The organism is Hydrogenophaga sp. PBL-H3 (assembly GCF_010104355.1).
Lineage (GTDB): Bacteria > Pseudomonadota > Gammaproteobacteria > Burkholderiales > Burkholderiaceae_C > Hydrogenophaga.
This window is the reverse complement of the sequence record NZ_CP044972.1, coordinates 1,294,307-1,312,801: the sequence shown is the minus strand read 5'-3', so window position 1 is coordinate 1,312,801 and position 18,495 is coordinate 1,294,307. Positions and strand designations below refer to the sequence as shown.

The 18,495-nt window shown below is 66.5% G+C and carries 17 protein-coding genes and 1 pseudogene; 13 read left to right on the top strand and 5 right to left on the bottom strand.

The window, feature by feature from the left end; genetic code table 11:
• Window positions 1-27: 27 nt before the first annotated feature.
• The 3 genes from F9Z44_RS06295 to F9Z44_RS06285 all read left to right on the top strand — a co-directional run bounded on the left by F9Z44_RS06295 (window position 28) and on the right by F9Z44_RS06285 (window position 3,224).
• Entirely contained in the window at window positions 28-483 is a 456-nt protein-coding gene (locus tag F9Z44_RS06295) for a nucleoside deaminase (protein WP_159608604.1), read from the top strand.
• 118 nt (window positions 484-601) lie between these two features.
• Window positions 602-1,429 carry an urease accessory protein UreD gene (locus F9Z44_RS06290; protein ID WP_159604492.1) on the top strand — a complete coding sequence of 276 codons (828 nt, stop codon included), beginning with the start codon at window positions 602-604 and terminating at the stop codon, window positions 1,427-1,429.
• Window positions 1,430-1,544: 115 nt separating this feature from the next.
• The gene (locus F9Z44_RS06285) at window positions 1,545-3,224 is read left to right on the top strand and encodes a response regulator (RefSeq protein WP_159604490.1); all 1,680 of its coding nucleotides are present in this window, start codon (window positions 1,545-1,547) and stop codon (window positions 3,222-3,224) included.
• A gap of 1 nt (window position 3,225) precedes the next feature.
• On the opposite strand, the gene F9Z44_RS06280 is transcribed toward F9Z44_RS06285, so the two are convergent.
• The gene (locus tag F9Z44_RS06280; protein WP_201450054.1) at window positions 3,226-4,134 is read right to left on the bottom strand and encodes a LysR family transcriptional regulator; all 909 of its coding nucleotides are present in this window, start codon (window positions 4,132-4,134) and stop codon (window positions 3,226-3,228) included.
• Between the two features lie 110 nt (window positions 4,135-4,244).
• On the opposite strand from F9Z44_RS06280, the gene F9Z44_RS06275 reads away from it, so the two are divergent.
• Genes F9Z44_RS06275 through F9Z44_RS06265 form a run of 3 tightly spaced genes read left to right on the top strand, consistent with a single transcriptional unit; the run spans window position 4,245 to window position 9,069 of the window.
• Entirely contained in the window at window positions 4,245-6,410 is a 2,166-nt protein-coding gene (locus F9Z44_RS06275; protein WP_159604486.1) for a thiamine pyrophosphate-dependent enzyme, read from the top strand.
• Window positions 6,411-6,412: 2 nt separating this feature from the next.
• Complete coding sequence (locus F9Z44_RS06270; RefSeq protein ID WP_159604484.1) at window positions 6,413-8,023, top strand: indolepyruvate oxidoreductase subunit beta family protein; 1,611 nt, start codon at window positions 6,413-6,415, stop codon at window positions 8,021-8,023.
• Window positions 8,024-8,070: 47 nt separating this feature from the next.
• Entirely contained in the window at window positions 8,071-9,069 is a 999-nt protein-coding gene (locus F9Z44_RS06265) for a Bug family tripartite tricarboxylate transporter substrate binding protein (RefSeq protein ID WP_159604482.1), read from the top strand.
• Between the two features lie 294 nt (window positions 9,070-9,363).
• Here F9Z44_RS06265 and F9Z44_RS06260 read toward each other — a convergent pair whose 3' ends face one another.
• The 3 genes from F9Z44_RS06260 to F9Z44_RS06250 all read right to left on the bottom strand — a co-directional run bounded on the left by F9Z44_RS06260 (window position 9,364) and on the right by F9Z44_RS06250 (window position 11,939).
• On the bottom strand, window positions 9,364-10,257 hold the full coding sequence (locus tag F9Z44_RS06260; protein WP_159604480.1) for a dienelactone hydrolase family protein: 894 nt from the start codon (window positions 10,255-10,257) through the stop codon (window positions 9,364-9,366).
• Between the two features lie 74 nt (window positions 10,258-10,331).
• Window positions 10,332-10,793, bottom strand: a complete 462-nt coding sequence (locus F9Z44_RS06255) for a MarR family winged helix-turn-helix transcriptional regulator (RefSeq protein ID WP_159604477.1) — start codon at window positions 10,791-10,793, stop codon at window positions 10,332-10,334.
• Window positions 10,794-11,636: 843 nt separating this feature from the next.
• A complete protein-coding gene (locus tag F9Z44_RS06250) occupies window positions 11,637-11,939 on the bottom strand; it encodes a putative quinol monooxygenase (RefSeq protein WP_159604475.1) in 303 nt (100 codons plus the stop codon).
• A 109-nt stretch (window positions 11,940-12,048) separates the two neighbouring features.
• On the opposite strand from F9Z44_RS06250, the gene F9Z44_RS06245 reads away from it, so the two are divergent.
• From F9Z44_RS06245 to F9Z44_RS06230, 4 genes are all read left to right on the top strand, one after another.
• Window positions 12,049-13,011 (top strand): GlxA family transcriptional regulator, encoded by a 963-nt coding sequence (locus F9Z44_RS06245; RefSeq protein ID WP_056314654.1) that lies wholly within the window; start codon window positions 12,049-12,051, stop codon window positions 13,009-13,011.
• Between the two features lie 131 nt (window positions 13,012-13,142).
• Window positions 13,143-13,906, top strand: a protein-coding gene (locus F9Z44_RS06240; RefSeq protein ID WP_159604473.1) for an IS5 family transposase whose coding sequence is annotated in 2 segments (ribosomal slippage) — window positions 13,143-13,458 and window positions 13,458-13,906 — 765 coding nt in all. Because the reading frame shifts where the segments join, the coding sequence is not laid out codon by codon here.
• Window positions 13,907-14,027: 121 nt separating this feature from the next.
• On the top strand, window positions 14,028-14,903 hold the full coding sequence (locus F9Z44_RS06235) for a tyrosine-type recombinase/integrase (protein WP_159604471.1): 876 nt from the start codon (window positions 14,028-14,030) through the stop codon (window positions 14,901-14,903).
• A gap of 18 nt (window positions 14,904-14,921) precedes the next feature.
• On the top strand, window positions 14,922-16,124 hold the full coding sequence (locus F9Z44_RS06230) for an IS91 family transposase (protein WP_159604469.1): 1,203 nt from the start codon (window positions 14,922-14,924) through the stop codon (window positions 16,122-16,124).
• Here the strand turns inward: F9Z44_RS06230 and F9Z44_RS06225 are convergent.
• Window positions 16,102-16,314 carry a hypothetical protein gene (locus tag F9Z44_RS06225; RefSeq protein WP_159604467.1) on the bottom strand — a complete coding sequence of 71 codons (213 nt, stop codon included), beginning with the start codon at window positions 16,312-16,314 and terminating at the stop codon, window positions 16,102-16,104. The genes F9Z44_RS06230 and F9Z44_RS06225 overlap by 23 nt on opposite strands.
• A 237-nt stretch (window positions 16,315-16,551) precedes the next feature.
• On the opposite strand from F9Z44_RS06225, the gene F9Z44_RS22890 reads away from it, so the two are divergent.
• The 3 genes and pseudogenes from F9Z44_RS22890 to F9Z44_RS22880 all read left to right on the top strand — a co-directional run bounded on the left by F9Z44_RS22890 (window position 16,552) and on the right by F9Z44_RS22880 (window position 18,454).
• Window positions 16,552-16,854 carry a dienelactone hydrolase family protein gene (locus F9Z44_RS22890; protein WP_236574276.1) on the top strand — a complete coding sequence of 101 codons (303 nt, stop codon included), beginning with the start codon at window positions 16,552-16,554 and terminating at the stop codon, window positions 16,852-16,854.
• Between the two features lie 208 nt (window positions 16,855-17,062).
• On the top strand, window positions 17,063-18,064 hold the full coding sequence (locus F9Z44_RS22885) for a tyrosine-type recombinase/integrase (protein WP_236574275.1): 1,002 nt from the start codon (window positions 17,063-17,065) through the stop codon (window positions 18,062-18,064).
• Window positions 17,964-18,454: pseudogene (locus tag F9Z44_RS22880) on the top strand (ketopantoate reductase C-terminal domain-containing protein). Before F9Z44_RS22885 ends, F9Z44_RS22880 begins: the two are co-directional and overlap by 101 nt.
• Window positions 18,455-18,495 lie beyond the last annotated feature (41 nt).

Here is an 18,495-nt window from a genome sequence, read left to right as displayed (position 1 = left end):
CCCATCGACGAACGCGATGGCCTGTACATGCGCCAGGCCATTGCCTGGTCGCGCGTGGCGCGCGATCGTGGCAACCGGCCGTTTGGCGCGGTGGTGGTGGCCGACGACGGTCGCGTGCTCGCCGAGGCGTGGTGCAACACCAGCGAAACAGGCGACTGCACCGGCCATGCCGAGACCAACGCGGTACGCCAGGTGAGTCCGGTGGTGGACCGCGAGACGCTCGCGCGGGCCACGCTGTACTCGTCGGCCGAGCCGTGTGTGATGTGTGCCGGCGCGATCTTCTGGAGCAACATCGGGCGCGTGGTGTTCGGCATCGATGCGGTGCGACTGCGGGTATTTCGCGGTGAAGTTGCGGCACAGCGCGATGCGGCGTTGTCGTGTCGCGATGTGTTCCATGCGTCACCGCATCCGATCGAATGCATTGGGCCGGTGTTGATCGAGGAAGCGAGTGAACCGCATCTTGGTTTCTGGGCTTCTCGGTAGGTTTTCTCTGGTTGGTTTTCGCCGGCTGCTCCGGTCATGGGCGAGCAAACATCACTTCAGGCTCGCGGGCGCGGTCCAAGCCAGAAATCCCCCCTACCCAAGCCCCTAAACTCAAAGCATGCCCTGGCACGCCCAACTCGACCTCCATTACCGCCGCGACCACCAGCGCACCGTGCTGCAGCACCGCCACACCGGCCCGCTGCGCATCTTCAAAAGCCTCTACCCCGAGGGCGACGGCATCTGCCACAACGTCATCATTCATCCGCCGGGTGGGCTGGTGGGCGGTGACGTGCTGGAAGTCAACGTGCACGCGGCAGCGCAGTCCCACGGTCTGCTCGCAACGCCCGGGGCCACGCGTTTTTACCGGTCCGACGGACCCGCCACCACACAGCAGGTGACGCTCACGCTGGACGAAGGCGCCCGGCTCGAATGGCTGCCCCTGGAAGCCATCGCCTACCCCGGTTGCCTGGCGCACAACACACTGGCGGCCACGCTGGCAGACGGCGCCGAGATGATCGGCTGGGACGTGTGCGCACTTGGTTTGCCCAACGCCAACCAGCCATTCGATCGGGGCAGCCTCACGCAGCACCTGGAAATTCCAGGCCTCTGGCTGGAGCGCTCGCGCATCGACGCGGCCGACACACGGCTGCTCGAATCACCCTTGGGACTGGGCGGGCACAAGTGCATGGGCACGCTCTGGCTGGCCTGCGGCACACCGATCACGCGCGAACGCCGCGAACACCTGCTGGAGACGGTGCGCGCGGTGCTGGGCAGCGGGCACGGCGTTCAGGTGGGGGCTACCTGCCCCAACCCGCGCATGCTGGTGGTGCGCGCCGTGGCACCGCTGGTGGAGCCGCTCATGGCGCTGTTCCAGCAGGTCTGGGCCACCCTCAGGACCGAAGCCTGGGGCCTGGGCCACACGCCGCCGCGCATCTGGAACGTCTGAAGGGCACCAAACTGGGGTGGAAACACCCCGCTGATCGGCGCACCAACCGCACGCCTCCCTGCGCAGAATGGGAAAGCCATTGATGGGCGAGCAAACCGCGCGCCCTGAAGCACCCATGCCCATTGCCGCGAACCACCTGCAAGACGCCCACGCACTCGTGATCGAGGGCAACGTGCAGTCGCGCTCGATCCTGGTGTCGCAACTGCGCGAGCTCGGCGTGGGCACGGTCTCGCAGTGCTCGCGGCTTGTGGACGCCCGGCGCAAGCTGGAGGTGAACCGCTACGACGTGGTGATCTGCGAACAGCACTTCGACCGCGACTCGATGTCGGGACAGGACCTGCTGGACGACCTGCGGCGCAACCAGCTGCTGCCCTTCTACACGGTGTTCATCATGGTCACCGCCGAGGCCTCTTACGCCAAGGTGGCCGAAGCCGCCGAGTCCGCGCTCGACGCCTACCTGCTCAAGCCCCACACCGGCGCGCGCCTGTTCGAACGCATCAGGATGGCACGCGAGCGCAAGAAATCGCTGGAAGCCATCTTCACCGCCATCGACGCCGAGCAGTTCGCTCAGGCCGCGCTGCTGTGCCTGGAGCGGTTCGAGACCCGCGGCACCTACTGGCTCTATGCCGCGCGCATCGGCGCCGAGCTGTTGCTGCGCAACGGCGAGATTGGTGACGCCCAGAAGCTCTACGAAGCCGTGATCGCCGCCAAGACCCTGCCCTGGGCGCGCCTAGGCGTGGCGCGCGCGCAGCTCGAAGGTGGCCAGCCCGCCAAGGCCGTGACAACGCTGGAGAGCCTGATACAGGACGACAACACCTACGCCGATGCCTACGACGTGATGGGCCGCGCGCAGTTCGAGCTGGGCAATTTCCAGAGCGCGCTGACCACCTACCAGATGGCCACCAAGCTCACGCCCTCCTCCATCAGCCGCCTGCTCAAACACGGCATGCTGGCTTACTACACCGGGGAAAAAAGCGAAGGCGTGGAGCTGCTCGACCGCGCCACGCGCCTGGGGCTGGACTCCAAGATGTTCGATGCCCAGGCCCTGCTGCTGCTGGCCTTTGCGCGCCTGGACAACAACGACCTGCGCGGCCTGGCGCGCACGGTGGACCAGCTCACCCGCCTGCGCGATCGCAGCCACGCGCCGGCCCGGCCCCACCGCCTGCTGGCCATTGCCGAGAGCCTGCTCGCATTGCAGCAGCAAAACACCTCGCGAGCACTCGACGACGTGCGCCGCATGACCAAGGACATCCTCAGCCCCGACTTCGACTTCGAGACCGCCTGCAACCTGCTCGCCCTCATGTGCCGGCTGCAGATGCGCTCGATCGCGCTCGACGAAGCCGATGGCGTGGTGGACGCGCTGGCGCTGCGCTTCTGCACCAGCAAGGCCATGAGCGAGCTGATGGCCTGTGCCGCGTCGGGTAGCCAGGGCATTGCCGATCGTGTGCGCAGCGCGCACGGCCAGATTCTGAAGATGACCGAACAGGCGATGACGTTGAGCATCAAGGGCGATCCGCAGGGCACGGTGGTGAAGCTGCTGGACGACGGAGAGCGCACGCTCAACGCCAAGCTGATCGAGTCGGCCCACCAGGTGCTGCAGCGCTACACCGTGCGCATCGCCGACTACACCGCCCTGAGCGAGCGCACCGAGGCGCTGCGCGAGCGCTACCGCACCTCCGTACAGCACTCCCGCCTGGGCGAACACACCGGCGCCGTGGCCTCGCCAGGTGGCGTCTCGCTGCCGGCGGGCTACAAGCCACCAAGCGCCGACGGCCTGCTCAGCAGCGCCGCCTGACTCAACGGGCCGCGAACAGCGAGAGCACCTGCTCGCGAAACCAGCGGTTGTCCGGGTCGCCCTCAAAGCGGTGGCTCCAGTGCAGCGACACGGGAAAGTCCCGGTCAAGAAACGGCGGCTGCACGATCACGCAGCCACCTGTTTCCACGAACCCCTGCGCAATGTTGCCCGGCATCACCACGCACAGGTCGGTGGCCTGCACGATGGAAGGCAGCACCATGAAGTGCTCGGTGGTCAGGCGCAGGCGCTCCTGCAGGCCGGCCTGCGCCAGGATGCGCAAGGTGTCGCTGTGCGTGCGCACCGCCACAAAGTCGAGCTGGTGCAGGGCTTTCAGCAAGGCCGCGCCGCGCAGGCGCTCCAGCGCCTCGTGCATGGGGTGGCCGCTGCGCATGAGCACCACATAGCGGTCTTGCAGCAGCTCGGTGCGCTGGGTGTCCTTCACCTGCGGCAGAAAGCCAAACGCAAAGTCGATCACGCCGCTGTCCAGGGCATCCGTCAGCCCGGCGTGGGGCACTGGCCGCGTGGCCACGCGCACACCGGGCGAACTCTGCTGCAGGTGGGCCATGAGCTCGGGCAAAAAACGGCTCTCGCCGATATCGCTCATGTGCAGGCGGAACAGGCGGCGCGAGCTGCCCGGGTCGAAGCCGCTCGATTCGCTCAGCGCACTGGCCAGCGTGGCCAGCGCGCCCTGCACCGCCTCGGCCAGCGCCACCGCCTTGGGCGTGGGCTTCACACCACCGGGTGCGCGCACGAACAGCGGATCCTTCACCAGCAGGCGCAGGCGCGTGAGGCCGTGGCTCACCGCCGGCTGGGTCAGGCCCAGGTGTTCAGCGGCCCGGCTCACGCTGCCGGCGCGGTACACCTCGTTGAAGAGGCGCAGCAGATTCAGGTCCAGATCTTTGATATGCATGACGTTCATGTCGCTTAGTCCGTTCATTGTATTGATCGATGACGCCGCGATCCCGATACTCCATGGCAAAGCCGGGCCCGGGAGGCCACGGCGCACCGGAGACAAACACCTTGGAAGTTTCATTCACCCAGGAAATCGAGTCCCTGCGGCTCGGCGACGGCCAGACCTTTCACGGCGAGGGCATCCTCGCCATCACCAAGGCCTTGCTGCAATCGGGCGTGGCCTACGTGGGTGGCTACCAGGGCGCGCCGGTCTCGCACCTGCTCGACGTGATGGTGCAGGCCAAGCCCTACATGGACGAGCTTGGCGTGCACGTGGAAGCGTGCTCGAACGAAGCTTCCGCCGCGGCCATGCTGGGCGCTTCCATCCACTACCCGCTGCGTGGCGCTGTCACCTGGAAATCCATCGTCGGCACCAACGTGGCGGCCGATGCGCTGTCCAACCTCGCCTCGCCCGGTGTCACCGGCGGCGTGCTGGTGGTCGTGGGCGAGGACTACGGCGAGGGTGCCAGCGTGATCCAGGAGCGCACCCACGCCTACGCGCTCAAGTCGAGCATGGTGCTGCTCGATCCCCGGCCCGACCTGGGGCGCATGGTGCACATGGTCGAGCAGGGGTTCCGCTTGTCCGAAGCGTCGAACATGCCCGCACTCATGGAGCTGAGGATTCGCGCCTGCCACGTGCGCGGCAGTTTTGTGGCCAAGGACAACGTCAAGCCCGCGCTCTCGCGGCACAACCTCATCGACGAGCCCGCCAGCTTCGACTACAACCGCCTGGCCCACCCGCCGGTGACCTTCCGCCACGAGAAGCTCAAGGGCGACGAGCGCATCCCGGCCGCGCGGCGCTACATCGTGGAGAACGAACTCAACGAGTTCTTCGACGGCGAGCACCAGGACCTCGGCCTCATCGTGCAGGGCGGTCTGTACAACACCCTCATCCGCGCGCTGCAGCAGTTCGGCCTGGCCGACGCGTTTGGCGAAACCGCCATTCCCATGCTGGTGCTCAACGTGACCTGCCCGCTGGTGCCCGAGCAGCTCACCAACTTCTGCCTGGGCAAACGCGCAGTGCTGCTGCTCGAAGAAGGCCAGCCCGAGTACATCGAACAGGAGCTCGCCACGCTGCTGCGCCGGCTGGACATCCAGACCCCGCTGCACGGCAAGGACATGCTGCCCAACGCGGGCGAGTACACGGCCGAGGTGATGGCCAACGGCCTGGCCAAGTTTGTGGGCCGGTACCTGCAGGACCCGGCCACACAGGGCATTGTTGATACCGCCCGCGCCTGGCTGCAGGGCAATCAGACACGGCGCGCCGAATCGGTGCAGCAGCTCTCTGCTCCGCTGCCCGCGCGCCCGCCCGGCATGTGCATCGGCTGCCCGGAGCGCCCGGTGTTCTCGGCCCTCAAGCTCGCGCAGCAGGACACCGGGCCGGTGCACATTGCCGGTGACATCGGCTGCCACGCGCTGGCCACCTTCGAGCCGTTTTCCTTCGGCCACTCCATCCTCGGCTACGGCATGAGCCTGGCAAGCCGTGCGGGCGTGTCGCCGGTGATGAAGCGGCGCGTGTTGTCGGTCATGGGCGACGGCGGCTTCTGGCACAACGGCCTGCTCACCGGCGTGCAGAGCGCGCTCTTCAACGGCGACGACGCGGTGCTGCTGATCTTCAAGAACGGCTACACGTCGGCCACCGGCACGCAGGACATCATCTCCACCCCCGGCGAGGCCGCCAAGGACGCGGCGCACGACAAGGCCCAGAGCCTGGCCCACACCGACCAGACCATCGAGAGCACGCTCAAAGGCCTGGGCGTGAAGTGGATGCGCACCGTGAACACCTACGAGGTGGACACCATGCGCGCCACGCTCACCGAGGCTTTCGGTACCGAGTTCCAGGGCCTCAAAGTGATCGTGGCCGAAGGCGAGTGCCAGCTGGAGCGCCAGCGCCGCATCAAGCCCTGGATTGCGAACCTGCTCAAAAAGGGCAAGCGTGTGGTGCGCGTGAAATACGGGGTGGACGAAGACGTGTGCAACGGCGACCACGCGTGCATCCGCCTCTCGGGCTGCCCCACGCTCACGCTGAAAGACAATCCCGACCCACTCAAGGTCGACCCGGTGGCCACCGTCATCGACGGCTGCGTGGGTTGTGGCCTGTGCGGTGCCAACGCGCACGCGGCCACGCTGTGCCCATCGTTCTACCGCGCCGAGGTGGTGCAGAACCCCAAGTGGCACGAGCGTTTGATCCATTCCCTGCGCGCGAGCGTCGTCCGCATGCTGCAACCGGCTTGATCATGGCAACAAACCAACAACCCATCTCCCTGCTGCTCTGCGCCCTCGGCGGCGAAGGCGGCGGCATCCTGACCGACTGGCTGGTGGAGGCCGCGCGCCACGCGGGCTTTGCGGCGCAGGCCACCTCCATCCCCGGCGTGGCGCAGCGCACGGGCGCCACCACCTACTACATGGAGGTGTTCCCGGTGCCCATGGCCCAGCTGGGTGGGCGCAAGCCGGTGTTCGGCCTGAACCCATTGCCCGGCCGGCTGGATGCGCTGGTGTCGTCGGAGCTGCTGGAGACCGGCCGCCAGATCACCAACGGCCTGGCCTCGGACTCGCACACGCTGGTCATCACCTCGTCGGCCCGGGCGCTGACCACCGGCGAGAAGATGGTGATGGGCGACGGCCGGCGCGACGCGGCCGAGCTGATCGACCTGGTGAACACCCACAGCCGCGCGCGCCACGTGCTCGACATGGCCGCGCTCACAAAGCAAGCCGGCACCGTGGTGAGCGCGGTGATGCTGGGCGCCATTGCGGGCAGCGGCCTGCTGCCGTTTGCACGGCAAGACTTTGAAACCGTCATCGGCACCGGCGGCGCCAGCGCCAAGGCCAGCCTGCGCGGATTTGCGCTCGCGTTCGACGCGGTGCAGGCGCAGCGCGCGCAGGCTGCGTATGTGGAGCAGGTGCTCGCACCCGCGCCCATCTCCGCCGGTCCAAGCCTGCATGCGGCCCTGGCGCGTGAGTTCCCACCCGAAGTGCACCCGCTCATGGCGCTGGGCCATGCCCGGGTGTGCGAGTACCAGAACACAGCCTACGGCGTGCACTACGCGGCGCGGCTGCGCCGCGTGCTCGAAGCCGAGAAACGCACCGACCCACAAGGCGAGCACGGCTGGAGCACCACGGTGGAAATGGCGCGCTGGGTCGCGCTGTGGATGGCGTTCGACGACATCGTGCTCGTGGCCGACCTCAAGAGCCGCGCCAGCCGCCAGACCCGCGTGCGCCTTGAGGCGAAAGCCGGCAACGACGACCTGCTGCGGGTGTATGACCATTTCAAGCCCGGCGCCCCCGAGTTCGCCGCCATGCTGCCCACCGGCATGGCACAGCGGGTGCTGGCCTGGGACCGCAAGCGCGTGGCCGCCGGCAAAGCGCCCTGGGCGCTGCCGCTGAAGATCGGCACCCACTCGGTGCTGGGCATGCTGGCGCTGCGCGGCCTGGCCGCGGCCAAACGCCTGCGCCCCATGGGCAGCCGCTTCCAGGCCGAACAGGCGCTGATCGACCGCTGGCTCGCCGCCGTGGTGCAGCTCACCTCCATCCACTGGCAGCTGGGCCACGAGGTGGCGCTGTGCGGCCGGCTCATCAAGGGCTATGGCAGCACCAACGAGCGCGGCAAGGACAACCTGCTGCACATCATCGACCACCTGGCCCTGCCCGCGCTGAACGACCCCGCCAGCGCCGCACAACGCTGCCGCGCCGTGGCCGCGGCCCGCACCGCCGCGCTGAGCGACGAAGCCGGCAAGGCACTCGACCTCGCCCTGCAGCAACACGGCGCACCCGCGCGCCCCGTGAAGGCCCAGCCGATCCGGTGGCAGCACAACCCCCGATTGAAAGTGAAGGCGGTTGCGCCACACTGACCACGTCCTTTCACCGCTGATTTGCCCATACCTACAAGGAGACAGACATGACCCGAACCCCCGCCAACCCTTCCCGCCGCTGGCACCTGGCCGGTGCCGCCGCCCTGGGCCTGATGACCCTGGCCGCCGTGCCCACTGCCCTCGCGCAGGCCTGGCCCGACAAACCGCTCAAGATCGTGGTGGGCTTCCCCCCCGGCGGTGCTGCCGACCAGATTGCGCGCCTGGTGTCCACACCCCTGGCCACCGCGCTGGGCCAGCCCGTGGTGGTGGAAAACCGCGCGGGCGCCAACGGCAACATCGCCGGTGACGCGGTGGCCAAGGCACCCGCCGACGGCTACACCCTGCTCATGGGCTCGGGCGGCATGGTGTCGGTGAACCCGCACATCTACCCGCGCATGCCCTTCGACCCGGCGAAAGACCTGGTGCCCGTGGCCTCGGCCGCTCGCGTGCTGGTGTACCTCATGGGCAAGCCCACGCTGGAAGCCAACAACGTGCAGGACCTCATCAAACTCATCAAGGCCAACCCCGGCCGCCTGGTGTATGGCTCGGCCGGCAACGGCAGCTCGCCGCACCTGGCGGGCGAAATGTTCAAGAGCCAGGCCGGCCTGTTTGCCGTGCACGTGCCCTACCGCGGCGCCGCCCCCGCGCTCACCGACCTCATGGGCAACCAGATCGACTACTACTTCGACCCGGGCATCGGCCTGGCACACGCCAAGGCCGGGCGCACCAAGCTGCTGGCCGTGGGCAGCATGAAACGCTCGCCCCTGTTCCCCGACGTGCCCACGCTCGATGAAGCCGGCCTGAAGGGTTTTGACGCCGACTCCGTGTTCGGCTTCTACGCCCCCGCCGCCACGCCGCAGAGCGTGATCACCAAGCTCAACACCGAGATCAACAAGATCCTGGCCACGGCCGCTGTGAAGGACCGCATCACGGCGCTGGGTGGCGAAGCGCTGGCGCTCACGCCGGCCGAGTTCGGCAAGCGCGGTGCGGACGATTCGCAGCGGTTTGGCGCGATCATCAGGGAGCGCAAGATCACGGCGGAGTGAGGGGGTACGGCGAGATGCGATGTCTCGCCCACCGTGTGCAGGGACGACTTTCGAGAGGTCGTCGTCAACTGACCGCTGGAGGCCGCGGGCAGCCATACCGAGCGACCGCTTGAATCCGCCACTGATCTCGGACGTTCGTAGCAAGAGCTCCATGCGTCCCGCTGAGGACCAGTATTCGATGCGGGAGCCTGCCCTCAAGCGACCGCAGTGCCACCGAAACCGGCCGCACCCTCGTCTTTTTGCCACTGCACGGTCCGCGGCCTGGTTGCAGTGGCAGCCGCATCGGCCGAGACCTCAGACCTTGTGCTTTTTCAGCCAGTCGTTGGCCAGCTTCTGGGCGTACGTGGCAGCCGACTTGTCGTAGCTGGGTCGGTAGTCGGCGTTGAAGCCGTGGTCGACGTTGGGAAACACCACGATCTCCGAGCCGCTTCCGCCCTTGTTGATCAGGCCGCGCATCTTGGCGATGGTCTCCTGCTTGACGAAGGCATCGATGCCGGAATACAGGCCCAGCACCGGCACCTTGATCTGGTCGGCAAAGTCGATCGGATCTTCAGGACGCAGGTCGGGCGTCTTCAGACCTTCGAGCAAACCGTAGTACGCCACCGCAGCGTTCAGCTTGCTGTTGTGCCGCGCGTAGACCCACGCCGTGCGGCCACCCCAGCAGTAACCCACCAGACCCGTGCGCTTGGCATCGGCCTTGCCGCTGGCGCGTGCGAAGGCCAGGGTGGCATCGAGGTCGGCGCACACCTGGGCGTCCGGCACTTTGGAGACCACCTGCGAGAGGATCGACTGAATGTCGGTCATCTTCGACACGTCGCCCTGGCGTGCAAACATTTCCGGGGCAATGGCGTAGTAGCCCTGCTTGGCGTAACGCCGGCACATGTCTTTGATGTGCTCGTGCACGCCAAAGATTTCCTGCACCACGAGGATCACCGGGAACTTGCCAGGCCCTGCGGGCATGGCCCGGTAGGCGGGCATCTTGCCGTCGGCCACAGGCACGCTGACCTCGCCAGCCACCAAGCCCTTGCTGTCGGTGACGATGGCCTGGGCCAGCACCGGATTGGATGCCAGGGCGAAACCCGATGCGAGGGAGGTCATGACGAATCCACGGCGCGAGGGGTGGACGGATGCGGCTTGAGGGGGGTTCTGGAAGTCGATTGGCTTGAGGCCGTAGTCCATCAGTTTCATGAAAGCTCCTTGGGTTGCTGGCGGTTGCGGGTTGGAAAATCTTGGTGCATGGAACGCGGTGCGTGCCATGCACTTCAGGGGGATTGGGTCAGCGCCGCACGCAATACCTGGAGCTGAGCGGTCAACGCTTGGCGTTGCTGGAGCGAGCACTGCGTTGCGCATGCGGCCTGGGCATACACGGCATGGGCACGTTTCTGGAGCGCTTTGCCTGCGGGTGTGAGGGAAATGATCACCGAGCGATCGTCTTCCGTGCTGCGTTCCCGCTGCAGTAGACCCTGGACGACCAGCTTGCGCACCAGTGGGACCAATGTGCCGGCGTCCAGTGCCACTGTTTGTGCCAGTGCGCCGGCAGTGAGTTGTTTGTGCTCCCAAAGCGCCATCATGACGACGTATTGAGGGAAGGTGAGACCCAGGGGCGCCAACAGCGGCCGGTAGGTCTTGCTCATGGCCAAGGACGCGGCATACAGCGCAAAGCACAGCTGGTTGCCGAGGAACAGAGCGGAATCTTCTGGGGCAGCTGACTTGGTCTTGGTCATGGGAAAAAGCTTGCACACATGTTTGATCCAATTATATTGGATCAAAGATATTTGTCCATTGAATTCGAAACCAGTTCGATCAGTCTGGCAATCATTGATGTGGAGAAGAGCCAGAAAGTCGCGTCCATGGAGGTGACATGCTGGGCTTTTCGGACCATTCATTCCAGTGAGACTGGACAGGGCGGCAATCGTTGGTGGTGCCGCTCGTGCTGCTTGAACTCATGAGGGGACATGTTGAACTGCCCCGGGAACTGTGGAGGTCGGCTTGATGGCGCATACCGTGGGTACCCTCGGCCGCGGCGCCCTGGTCCTGGCGCTGCAAAGACGCAGACCCGGTTGAGAGGCAATTGAAGACTGGGTGTGGTCACTCAGACTCGAAGCTCGAGCGGCGGCTTTGGCCGCAAGCGTCCATACGCTGGCAGGCAACACCGATGACTTCAAAGTGCTCGTGACCGGTCACTCGCTCGATGCCACGGGCCCTGCAGCGGCCGAATGACTGCTGCTGTGCTGAGCGACGGGCAGAACCCGACCCTGAACCGACATCCACGGCCCTGAATCCGGCGTCACGAAGCGGTCGGATCGGTACGCCGGCCGCCCCGTGGACGGCACACGCGGGTAGACGGTAGTCAGCGCGATGGAGGCGCAACGCGCGGGTTAAGACGGTGCGGCCTAGCCGCCCTCTCCCAGAGGCGGTTTGTGGCAGCGACGACTTGGTTGCGACCACCGCCGGCAAGAGCGGTTCAATCGGGATCGGTTTGAAGGAGCGGCGCACGAGGACAGGACCTCTTCATCCCGATCACTCAAGCCATGTGGAGCTTCACATTTGCCGCCGCGGACAGCTCGTCAGCCAGGCAATTTCGCCGCCAGCAGCTCGATCTTCTCGATGTTAGGCGGTGTACTGAGCAAGGCGGCTGCGTTCGCCATCAACGCGGCGGCGATCGGGCCGTGCAGGTGAGCCTCGCGGCCGGCCTCGTCCGCAAAAGCGTCAAAGACGCCGAACGTCGATGGGCCGAACTTCAATGCGAACCAGGCGGTGGTGCCCGATTCGGCGTTGGCGAGCGGCAACGCGCTTCCCAGAAAATCGGCAACGGCGGCTTCCTGGCCAGGCTTGGCTTCGAGGCGGACGAACAGGGCGAACTTGGTCATGGAGTGATCCTCTGGTTGAACGGGTGAAAGCTTTGGCGAGTCCGAAGTCTCAGGTGCCACGGCAGTTTTTGCTAGTGGCAGGAATGACAACATTGATATCATTTCCGCCATGAATCTGCACCTTCTTGTTCTCGATGGCGTGTTCGACCTGGGTCTTGCTGCACTCATGGACACACTGAGCACGGCCAATGAACTGGCAGGCTCGCTCGCACAGGCGCCGCCGCCCATCAACGTCACGTTGGTCGGCGTTCGGCGTCGCGTGCGCACCGCGCACGGTCTGGCGGTACCGGTCGTGCCAGTGCACCGCGTGCAAAACCCTGACGTTGTTCTGGTGCCCGCACTCGGCGCCAAGATGCCAGACGCACTCGCCGCGCGTCTCGCGCATGCGGACGTGGCCGACGCGGTCGTCGCGTTGCAGCAATGGTCAAGCGCCCGCGCGGCCGCTGGCGCCGCCTGCACTGGCACGTTCTTGCTGGCGGAAAGCGCGCTGCTAGATGGCCAGCGCGCCACAACTTCGTGGTGGCTGGCGCCAATGTTTCGGCAGCGCTATCCGCACGTGGTGCTCGACGAGTCCCGCATGCTTGTGAATTCGGCCGGCTTCACCACGGCCGGCGCCGCCTTGGCTCATCTCGACCTGGCATTGAGCGTCGTGCGCAGCCGTAGCCCAGCGCTGGCGGCTCTGGCGGCGCGATACCTGCTGGTAGAGGCCCGCGGCTCGCAAGCTGAGTTCGTGATCCCCGATCACCTGGCCCATGCCGACCCGGTGGTCGAGCGCTTTGAGGGCTGGGCCAGGCAGCAACTCGCGCACGGGTTCTCTCTCGCCGATGCGGCCATCGCAGCGGGCGCCAGTGAACGCACCTTGGCGCGGCGCGTGCAAAGCGTATTGGGCAAGACACCCCTCTCGTACTTCCAGGATCTGCGCGTCGAGCGTGCGGTGCATCTGCTGCGAACCGGCAGCGAGAGCGTCGACCAAATCGCCGCACAGATCGGCTATTCCGACGGTGTGACCCTTCGCAACCTGTTGCGACGCAAGCTGGGCCGCGGCGTGAGGGAGTTGCGTGCACGTGCCTGATCGGCGCCGCGTGGTGCAGCTCAATGAAGTGCCCGAATGCTGCCGGTACTGAACGTCTGCAGATGGCCGACTGGACTAGGGCGTGTTAACACTAATAGCGATCGTGTCGTTTGCGCTGGACAATATCCGGCATGGAGATCACGCCCGCACAATTCGCCACCATTGAGCACTGCCTGCCCAAGCAGCGTGGCAACGTAAGCCTGAGTAACCTGCAGGTGGTCAATGCGATCCTTTATGTGGCCGAGCATGGCTGCAAGTGGCGCGGACTGCCCAAGCGCTTTGGCAACTGGCACACGATTTACACCCGCATGAACCGCTGGACCAAAGCCGGCGTCCTGGATCGCATGTTCGAGGAGTTGCAGCGTGCACAGGTCGTGCGAATCAAGATCGAAGCGGTCTCTCTGGACTCCACAAGCATCAAGGTCCACCCTGACGGCACGGGGGCACTAAAAAAAACGGCCCACAAGCCATCGGAAAATCCCGAGGCGGATGGAACACCAAGATTCATATGGTTGCCGCGGATGCTCGAACGGCCGTGACGTTCTGCCTCTCGCCTGGACAGGCGCACGACGCGCCTGAAGGCCGGCGCCTGCTCAGCAGTCTTGGGCCGACCAGTAGACCAGTGCACTTGTTGATGGACCGTGCCTACGAGGGCAATGAGACACGGCAGTTGGCATTGGATCTGGGTTTCATTCCAGTGGTGCCACCAATGAAGACGCGCATTGAGCCTTGGGAGTACGACCGCGAGATGTACAAGCGTCGCAACGAGGTCGAGCGCTTGTTCCGTCGGCTCAAAGGCTATCGGCGCATCTTCTCGCGGTTCGAGAAACTCGACCTCATGTTCCTGGGCTTCATCAGTTTCGTACTCGTCGCTGATGGTCTGCGATTGTGTTAACAGGCCCTAAACCGCTCGCGCGGTAACCCTCCGACGGGCGCCGTGGCGTACCGGCACACCGTGAGTTCTGCGAAGTTGATCGACGAGGCAATCCGCCTCGTTCATCAACGGAGCTGCAACCATGGACACCATCACCCCGGCGGTCTCGCCGCTGCGTCAACGCATGACCGAAGACATGCGCATGCGCAAGCTGGAGCCCCGAACCCAGGAAGCCTACATCCGCGCCGTCCGCAAGCTGACTGTCTATCTGAAGCGCCCGCCCGACACCGCCACAGTCGAGGACCTGCGCAACTTCCAGCTGCACCTGGTCGACACCGGCACCTCGCCCATCACGCTCAACGCGACGCTGACCGGGCTGAAGTTCTTCTTCGACATCACCCTGTGCCGCGGCGAACTGATGGCGCGCATGCAGCCGGTGAAGCTGCCGCGCACGGTGCCGGTCGTGCTCAGCGTGCAGGAGGCTGCGGCATTGCTGGCGGCCACCCGCAACATCAAGCACCAGGCGGCGCCGTCGGTGGCCTACGGCGCGGGTCTGCGCGCCAGCGAGGTGTGCAGGCTCAAGGTCGGTGACGTCGACAGCCAGCGCATGGCGCTGCGTGTCGAGCAGGGCAAGGGCGCCAAGGACCGCTACGCCATGCTCAGCCCGGTGGTTCTGGCTCGGCTGCGCAGTTGGTGGCGGGTGGGTCGCGCCCAGGGCAAGATGCTGCCCGGGGGCTGGCTGTTCCCGGGCATGGACCCGATGGATCCGCTGACGATCCGCCAGCTCAACCGCGCGGTGCACGATGCCGCATCGGCTGCCGGCATCGCCAAGCGCGTGACGACGCACACCCTGCGCCACTCGTTCGCCACCCACCTGCTGGAGCGCAAGGTCGACATCCGCGTGATCCAGGTGCTGCTCGGGCACAAGAAGCTGGAGACCACGTCGATCTACGCCCACGTGGCCACTGACTTGCTGCGCGAGGTCATCGGGCCGCTGGAGGAACTGCCGCCGTCCTGAAGCACGCCGGGGTTGTCGATGAAGGGGCGGCCCGCCCTGGAGGTCGCCGACATCTTCCGCGTGCACGGCCCGGCCTGGCGCGAGGCGCAGCGAGGCCACCTGAGCCTGGGCCAGCTCAAGGTGATGTCGGCCATCACCCAGTGCCGCACGGCGGCACTGGGTGGCCATGTGCTGCGCTGCGATGGCTGCGGCACCGACGCTGTGTCCTACAACTCCTGCCGCAACCGGCACTGCCCGAAGTGCCAGAGCACGGCCGCGCAGCGCTGGCTCGACGCCCGGCAGGCCGACCTGCTGCCGGTGGAGTACTTCCACGTCGTCTTCACCCTGCCGGCGCCCATCGCCGACATCGCCTACACGCACAAGGCCGCCATCTATGGCCTGCTGTTCGACATGGCCGCAGAGGTGCTGCAGACCATCGCGATGGACCCCAAGCACCTGGGCGCCCGCATCGGCGCGACGCTGGTGCTGCACACCTGGGGCTCGGCGCTGACGCACCACCCGCACGTGCACGGCATCGTGCCCGGCGGCGGGCTGGCGCCGGACGGCACGACCTGGGTGGCCTGCCGGCCGGGCTTCTTCCTGCCGGTGCGCGTGCTCTCGCGGCTGTTCCGGCGCCGGTTCCTCGAAGAACTGCAGCGGCTGCACCAGGCCAGCCGGTTGCAGTTCTTCGGCGAGCATGCCGGCCTGGCGGACGCAGCGCAGTTCAAGGCCTGGCTGGCGCCGCTGCGCAAGGCCGAGTGGGTGGTCTACGCCAAGCCACCGTTCGCCGGGCCGAAGGCGGTGCTGGCCTACCTGTCGCGCTACACGCACAGGGTGGCGATCTCCAACAGCCGGCTCGTGGCGATGGACGACCAGGGCGTGTGCTTCCGGTGGAAGGACTACCGGGCGGACAAGGGAGATCATGCAGGGCGCACGCGCTACAAGACCATGACGCTCGCGCCGCAGGAGTTCATGCGCCGCTTCCTGCTGCACGTGCTGCCCGGTGGCTTCCACCGTATCCGGCACTACGGGCTGCTGGCCAACGGCAGCCGCCGCGCCGACCTCGCGCGGGTTCGCGAGGCATTGCAGGTCGAAGTCAAGCCGCCGTCCGTGGACGCCGAAGCTACGCCATCTGCCATGCAGCAGGCACCGGTCTTCGTCTGCCACCACTGCGGTCGGGCGCTGCTCGTCGTGCAGACGATCCTGCGCGGCGAGGTCATCAGGGGGCCACCGGCATCGTGAGTGCGTCCACCACCAACATCGCCGTGATGTCGACAGGCCACGTGGGCACGTCGGCTGGGGATGCCTGCGTCTCGATGCGTCCAAGGCCCTCGCCGGCCCACCTTGAGCTGGCGAGCACGGGCATCGAGACAGGCAGCAGCGCCGATGTCAGCGCCACGCGGCCAGCCGACCGCCGCGATCGGTGCAGCATGGGCCGTCTGGCCAACCGGCAATCGCCATAGGCATCCGAGCGTCAAACCTGCCGCAGTGGCCTTCGCCGCGGTTTCCTCCCTCGAGGCTTGTGCGACACCTGCCCTCAGGTTGCCGCCGCTCGGCGCATTGCCGCTGTCGCGGGCAGGTGTCCCACAACCCTAAACAGTCTGAGCCGTTCGTAGCCCGGCCAGCAAGCGGTCACCGGGTTCGAGGCGGTGGGACGTCAAAGACCGCTGTGGAGCGCAAGCCCAGCCGACTCAGTTCGCCCGAGCTCCGTCCACAGGATCCGATCGACTTTGCCAGTGAGATCAAGGTGCCGGTTCTGGGGCTTTATTCCGGGATAGACGCCTTCGTCAAGCAGGAGACCATCGCGAAGATGCGTGGCCTGATGAACCAAGGCGGTAGTGGTTCGGAGATCGTGGTCTTCCCGAACGTCGACCACGGCTTTAATGCCGACTACCGGCCCAGCTACGACAAGGCTGCGGCAACTTACGCGCAGAAACTGGCGAGCGACTGGTTCAAGAAGCACCGCGTCTGAGACCAAGTCGCCCGGCCCCGCCCGGCGGGAGTGCGGCCGGCGGCTTCAGGGCAGATAGGTCAGGACGGCCTATGTCTCTTCTGGGTCGCAGGACTAAACCGCTCGCGCGGTAGGCGCCTCGGTAACGCTGTGGTGGTTCGTTGCGGGCGCGGTTCTGCGAAGTTGGCGAGCGAGGCAATCCGCCTCGTTCACCAACGGAGCTGCAACCATGGAAACGATCACCCGAGTGGGTACGCCGCTGCGTCAACGCATGATCGAAGACATGCGCATGCGCAAGCTGGAGCCGAAGACCCAGGACGCCTACGTCCGCGCCGTCCGCAAGCCGACCGTCTTCCTCCAGCGCTCGCCCGACACCGCCACCTTCGAGGACCTGCGCAACTTCCAACTGCACCTGGTCGACACCGGCACCTCGCCCATCACGCTCAACGCGACGCTGTCCGGGCTGAAGTTCTTCTTCGACACGACCTTGGGGCGGGGCGAGCTGATGGCGCGCATGCAGCCGGTGAAGATGCCGCGCACCGTGCCGGTGGTGCTGAGCGTGCAGGAGGCCGCCGCGCTGATCGCGGCAGCTCGCGATATCAAGCACCAGGCGGCGCTGTCGGTGGCCTACGGTTCGGGCCTGCGCGCCAGCGAGGTCTGCCGGCTGAAGGTCGGTGACGTCGACAGCCAGCGCATGGCCCTTCGGGTCGAGCAAGGCAAGGGCGCCAAGGACCGCTACGCCATGCTCAGTCCGGTCGTGCTGCAGCGGCTAGCCGAGCCAGTGCACGATCGTGTGTTCGTCTTCGGCGATGTCGGTGTCGCGCGCTGTCATGGACGGGGGCGGTGGCTTCAAGGCCGGAAGGCGGCCGGACGGACGGCATCGGCCTGCGCAAGCCAACGCGCCAGGACGAACGGCTGCTTGGGAGGGTGCCCCTTGTGGGGCGCAGGGCGTCGGCGTCCGCTGTTCGTGGCCTGCCGCGGCTGGCACCTAAACTGCGGCATCGGTGGACCCCGGCGATGCCCAGTGGAATGCCTTTGGTCCCGACCGCATGCTGGGCTGTGTCGTCTATCCTGCGGCAGAGGTCAGCGAACCCGGCACCATCACCCATGTCGAGGGCAACCGGTTCTCGGTGGGCGAGCCCTCGGGCGAAAAAAGCCCGCGCGCCGAAGCCTTGTCCAAGGCGCTGTCCACCGCCGGCCTGAGGGCGCCCGTCAGGCCCCGCCTGCGTGACGAGATCTGGGTGAAACTCCGGGGCAACCTGTCGTTCAACCCGATCTCTGCCCTCACCCACGCCACGCTGGACGTGCTGTGCACCGACCCCGGCACCCGCGCCGTCGCCCGCGCAATGATGGTCGAGGCGCAGACCATCGCCGAAAGCTGGGCGTCACCTTTCCCATCGACGTCGACCGCCGCATCGACGGCGGGGCCGCCGTGGGCGCGCACCGCGCGTCGATGTTGCAGGACCTGCTGGCGGGCCGCCCGCTGGAGATTCACGCGCTGATAGGGTCGGTTGCCGAACTGGGCCGCCTGACCGCCACCCCCACCCCCAGCATCGACGCCGTTCTGGCACTGTTGCGGTTGCGGGCACGCGTGGCGGGGCAGGGTCAGGGCAAGGGGTAAGACAGCGATCCCGGTGCAGGTCGATCCGGTCAGGCAGGCAA

Coding starts and splice junctions, on each gene's coding strand:
- F9Z44_RS06295 (WP_159608604.1), top strand. CDS start 28: ATGCGCCAGGCCATTGCCTGGTCGCGCGTGGCGCGCGATCGTGGCAAC.
- F9Z44_RS06290 (WP_159604492.1), top strand. CDS start 602: ATGCCCTGGCACGCCCAACTCGACCTCCATTACCGCCGCGACCACCAG.
- F9Z44_RS06285 (WP_159604490.1), top strand. CDS start 1,545: ATGCCCATTGCCGCGAACCACCTGCAAGACGCCCACGCACTCGTGATC.
- F9Z44_RS06280 (WP_201450054.1), bottom strand. CDS start 4,134: ATGCATATCAAAGATCTGGACCTGAATCTGCTGCGCCTCTTCAACGAG.
- F9Z44_RS06270 (WP_159604484.1), top strand. CDS start 6,413: ATGGCAACAAACCAACAACCCATCTCCCTGCTGCTCTGCGCCCTCGGC.
- F9Z44_RS06265 (WP_159604482.1), top strand. CDS start 8,071: ATGACCCGAACCCCCGCCAACCCTTCCCGCCGCTGGCACCTGGCCGGT.
- F9Z44_RS06260 (WP_159604480.1), bottom strand. CDS start 10,257: ATGAAACTGATGGACTACGGCCTCAAGCCAATCGACTTCCAGAACCCC.
- F9Z44_RS06255 (WP_159604477.1), bottom strand. CDS start 10,793: ATGACCAAGACCAAGTCAGCTGCCCCAGAAGATTCCGCTCTGTTCCTC.
- F9Z44_RS06250 (WP_159604475.1), bottom strand. CDS start 11,939: ATGACCAAGTTCGCCCTGTTCGTCCGCCTCGAAGCCAAGCCTGGCCAG.
- F9Z44_RS06245 (WP_056314654.1), top strand. CDS start 12,049: ATGAATCTGCACCTTCTTGTTCTCGATGGCGTGTTCGACCTGGGTCTT.
- F9Z44_RS06235 (WP_159604471.1), top strand. CDS start 14,028: ATGGACACCATCACCCCGGCGGTCTCGCCGCTGCGTCAACGCATGACC.
- F9Z44_RS06230 (WP_159604469.1), top strand. CDS start 14,922: ATGAAGGGGCGGCCCGCCCTGGAGGTCGCCGACATCTTCCGCGTGCAC.
- F9Z44_RS06225 (WP_159604467.1), bottom strand. CDS start 16,314: ATGCTGCACCGATCGCGGCGGTCGGCTGGCCGCGTGGCGCTGACATCG.
- F9Z44_RS22885 (WP_236574275.1), top strand. CDS start 17,063: ATGGAAACGATCACCCGAGTGGGTACGCCGCTGCGTCAACGCATGATC.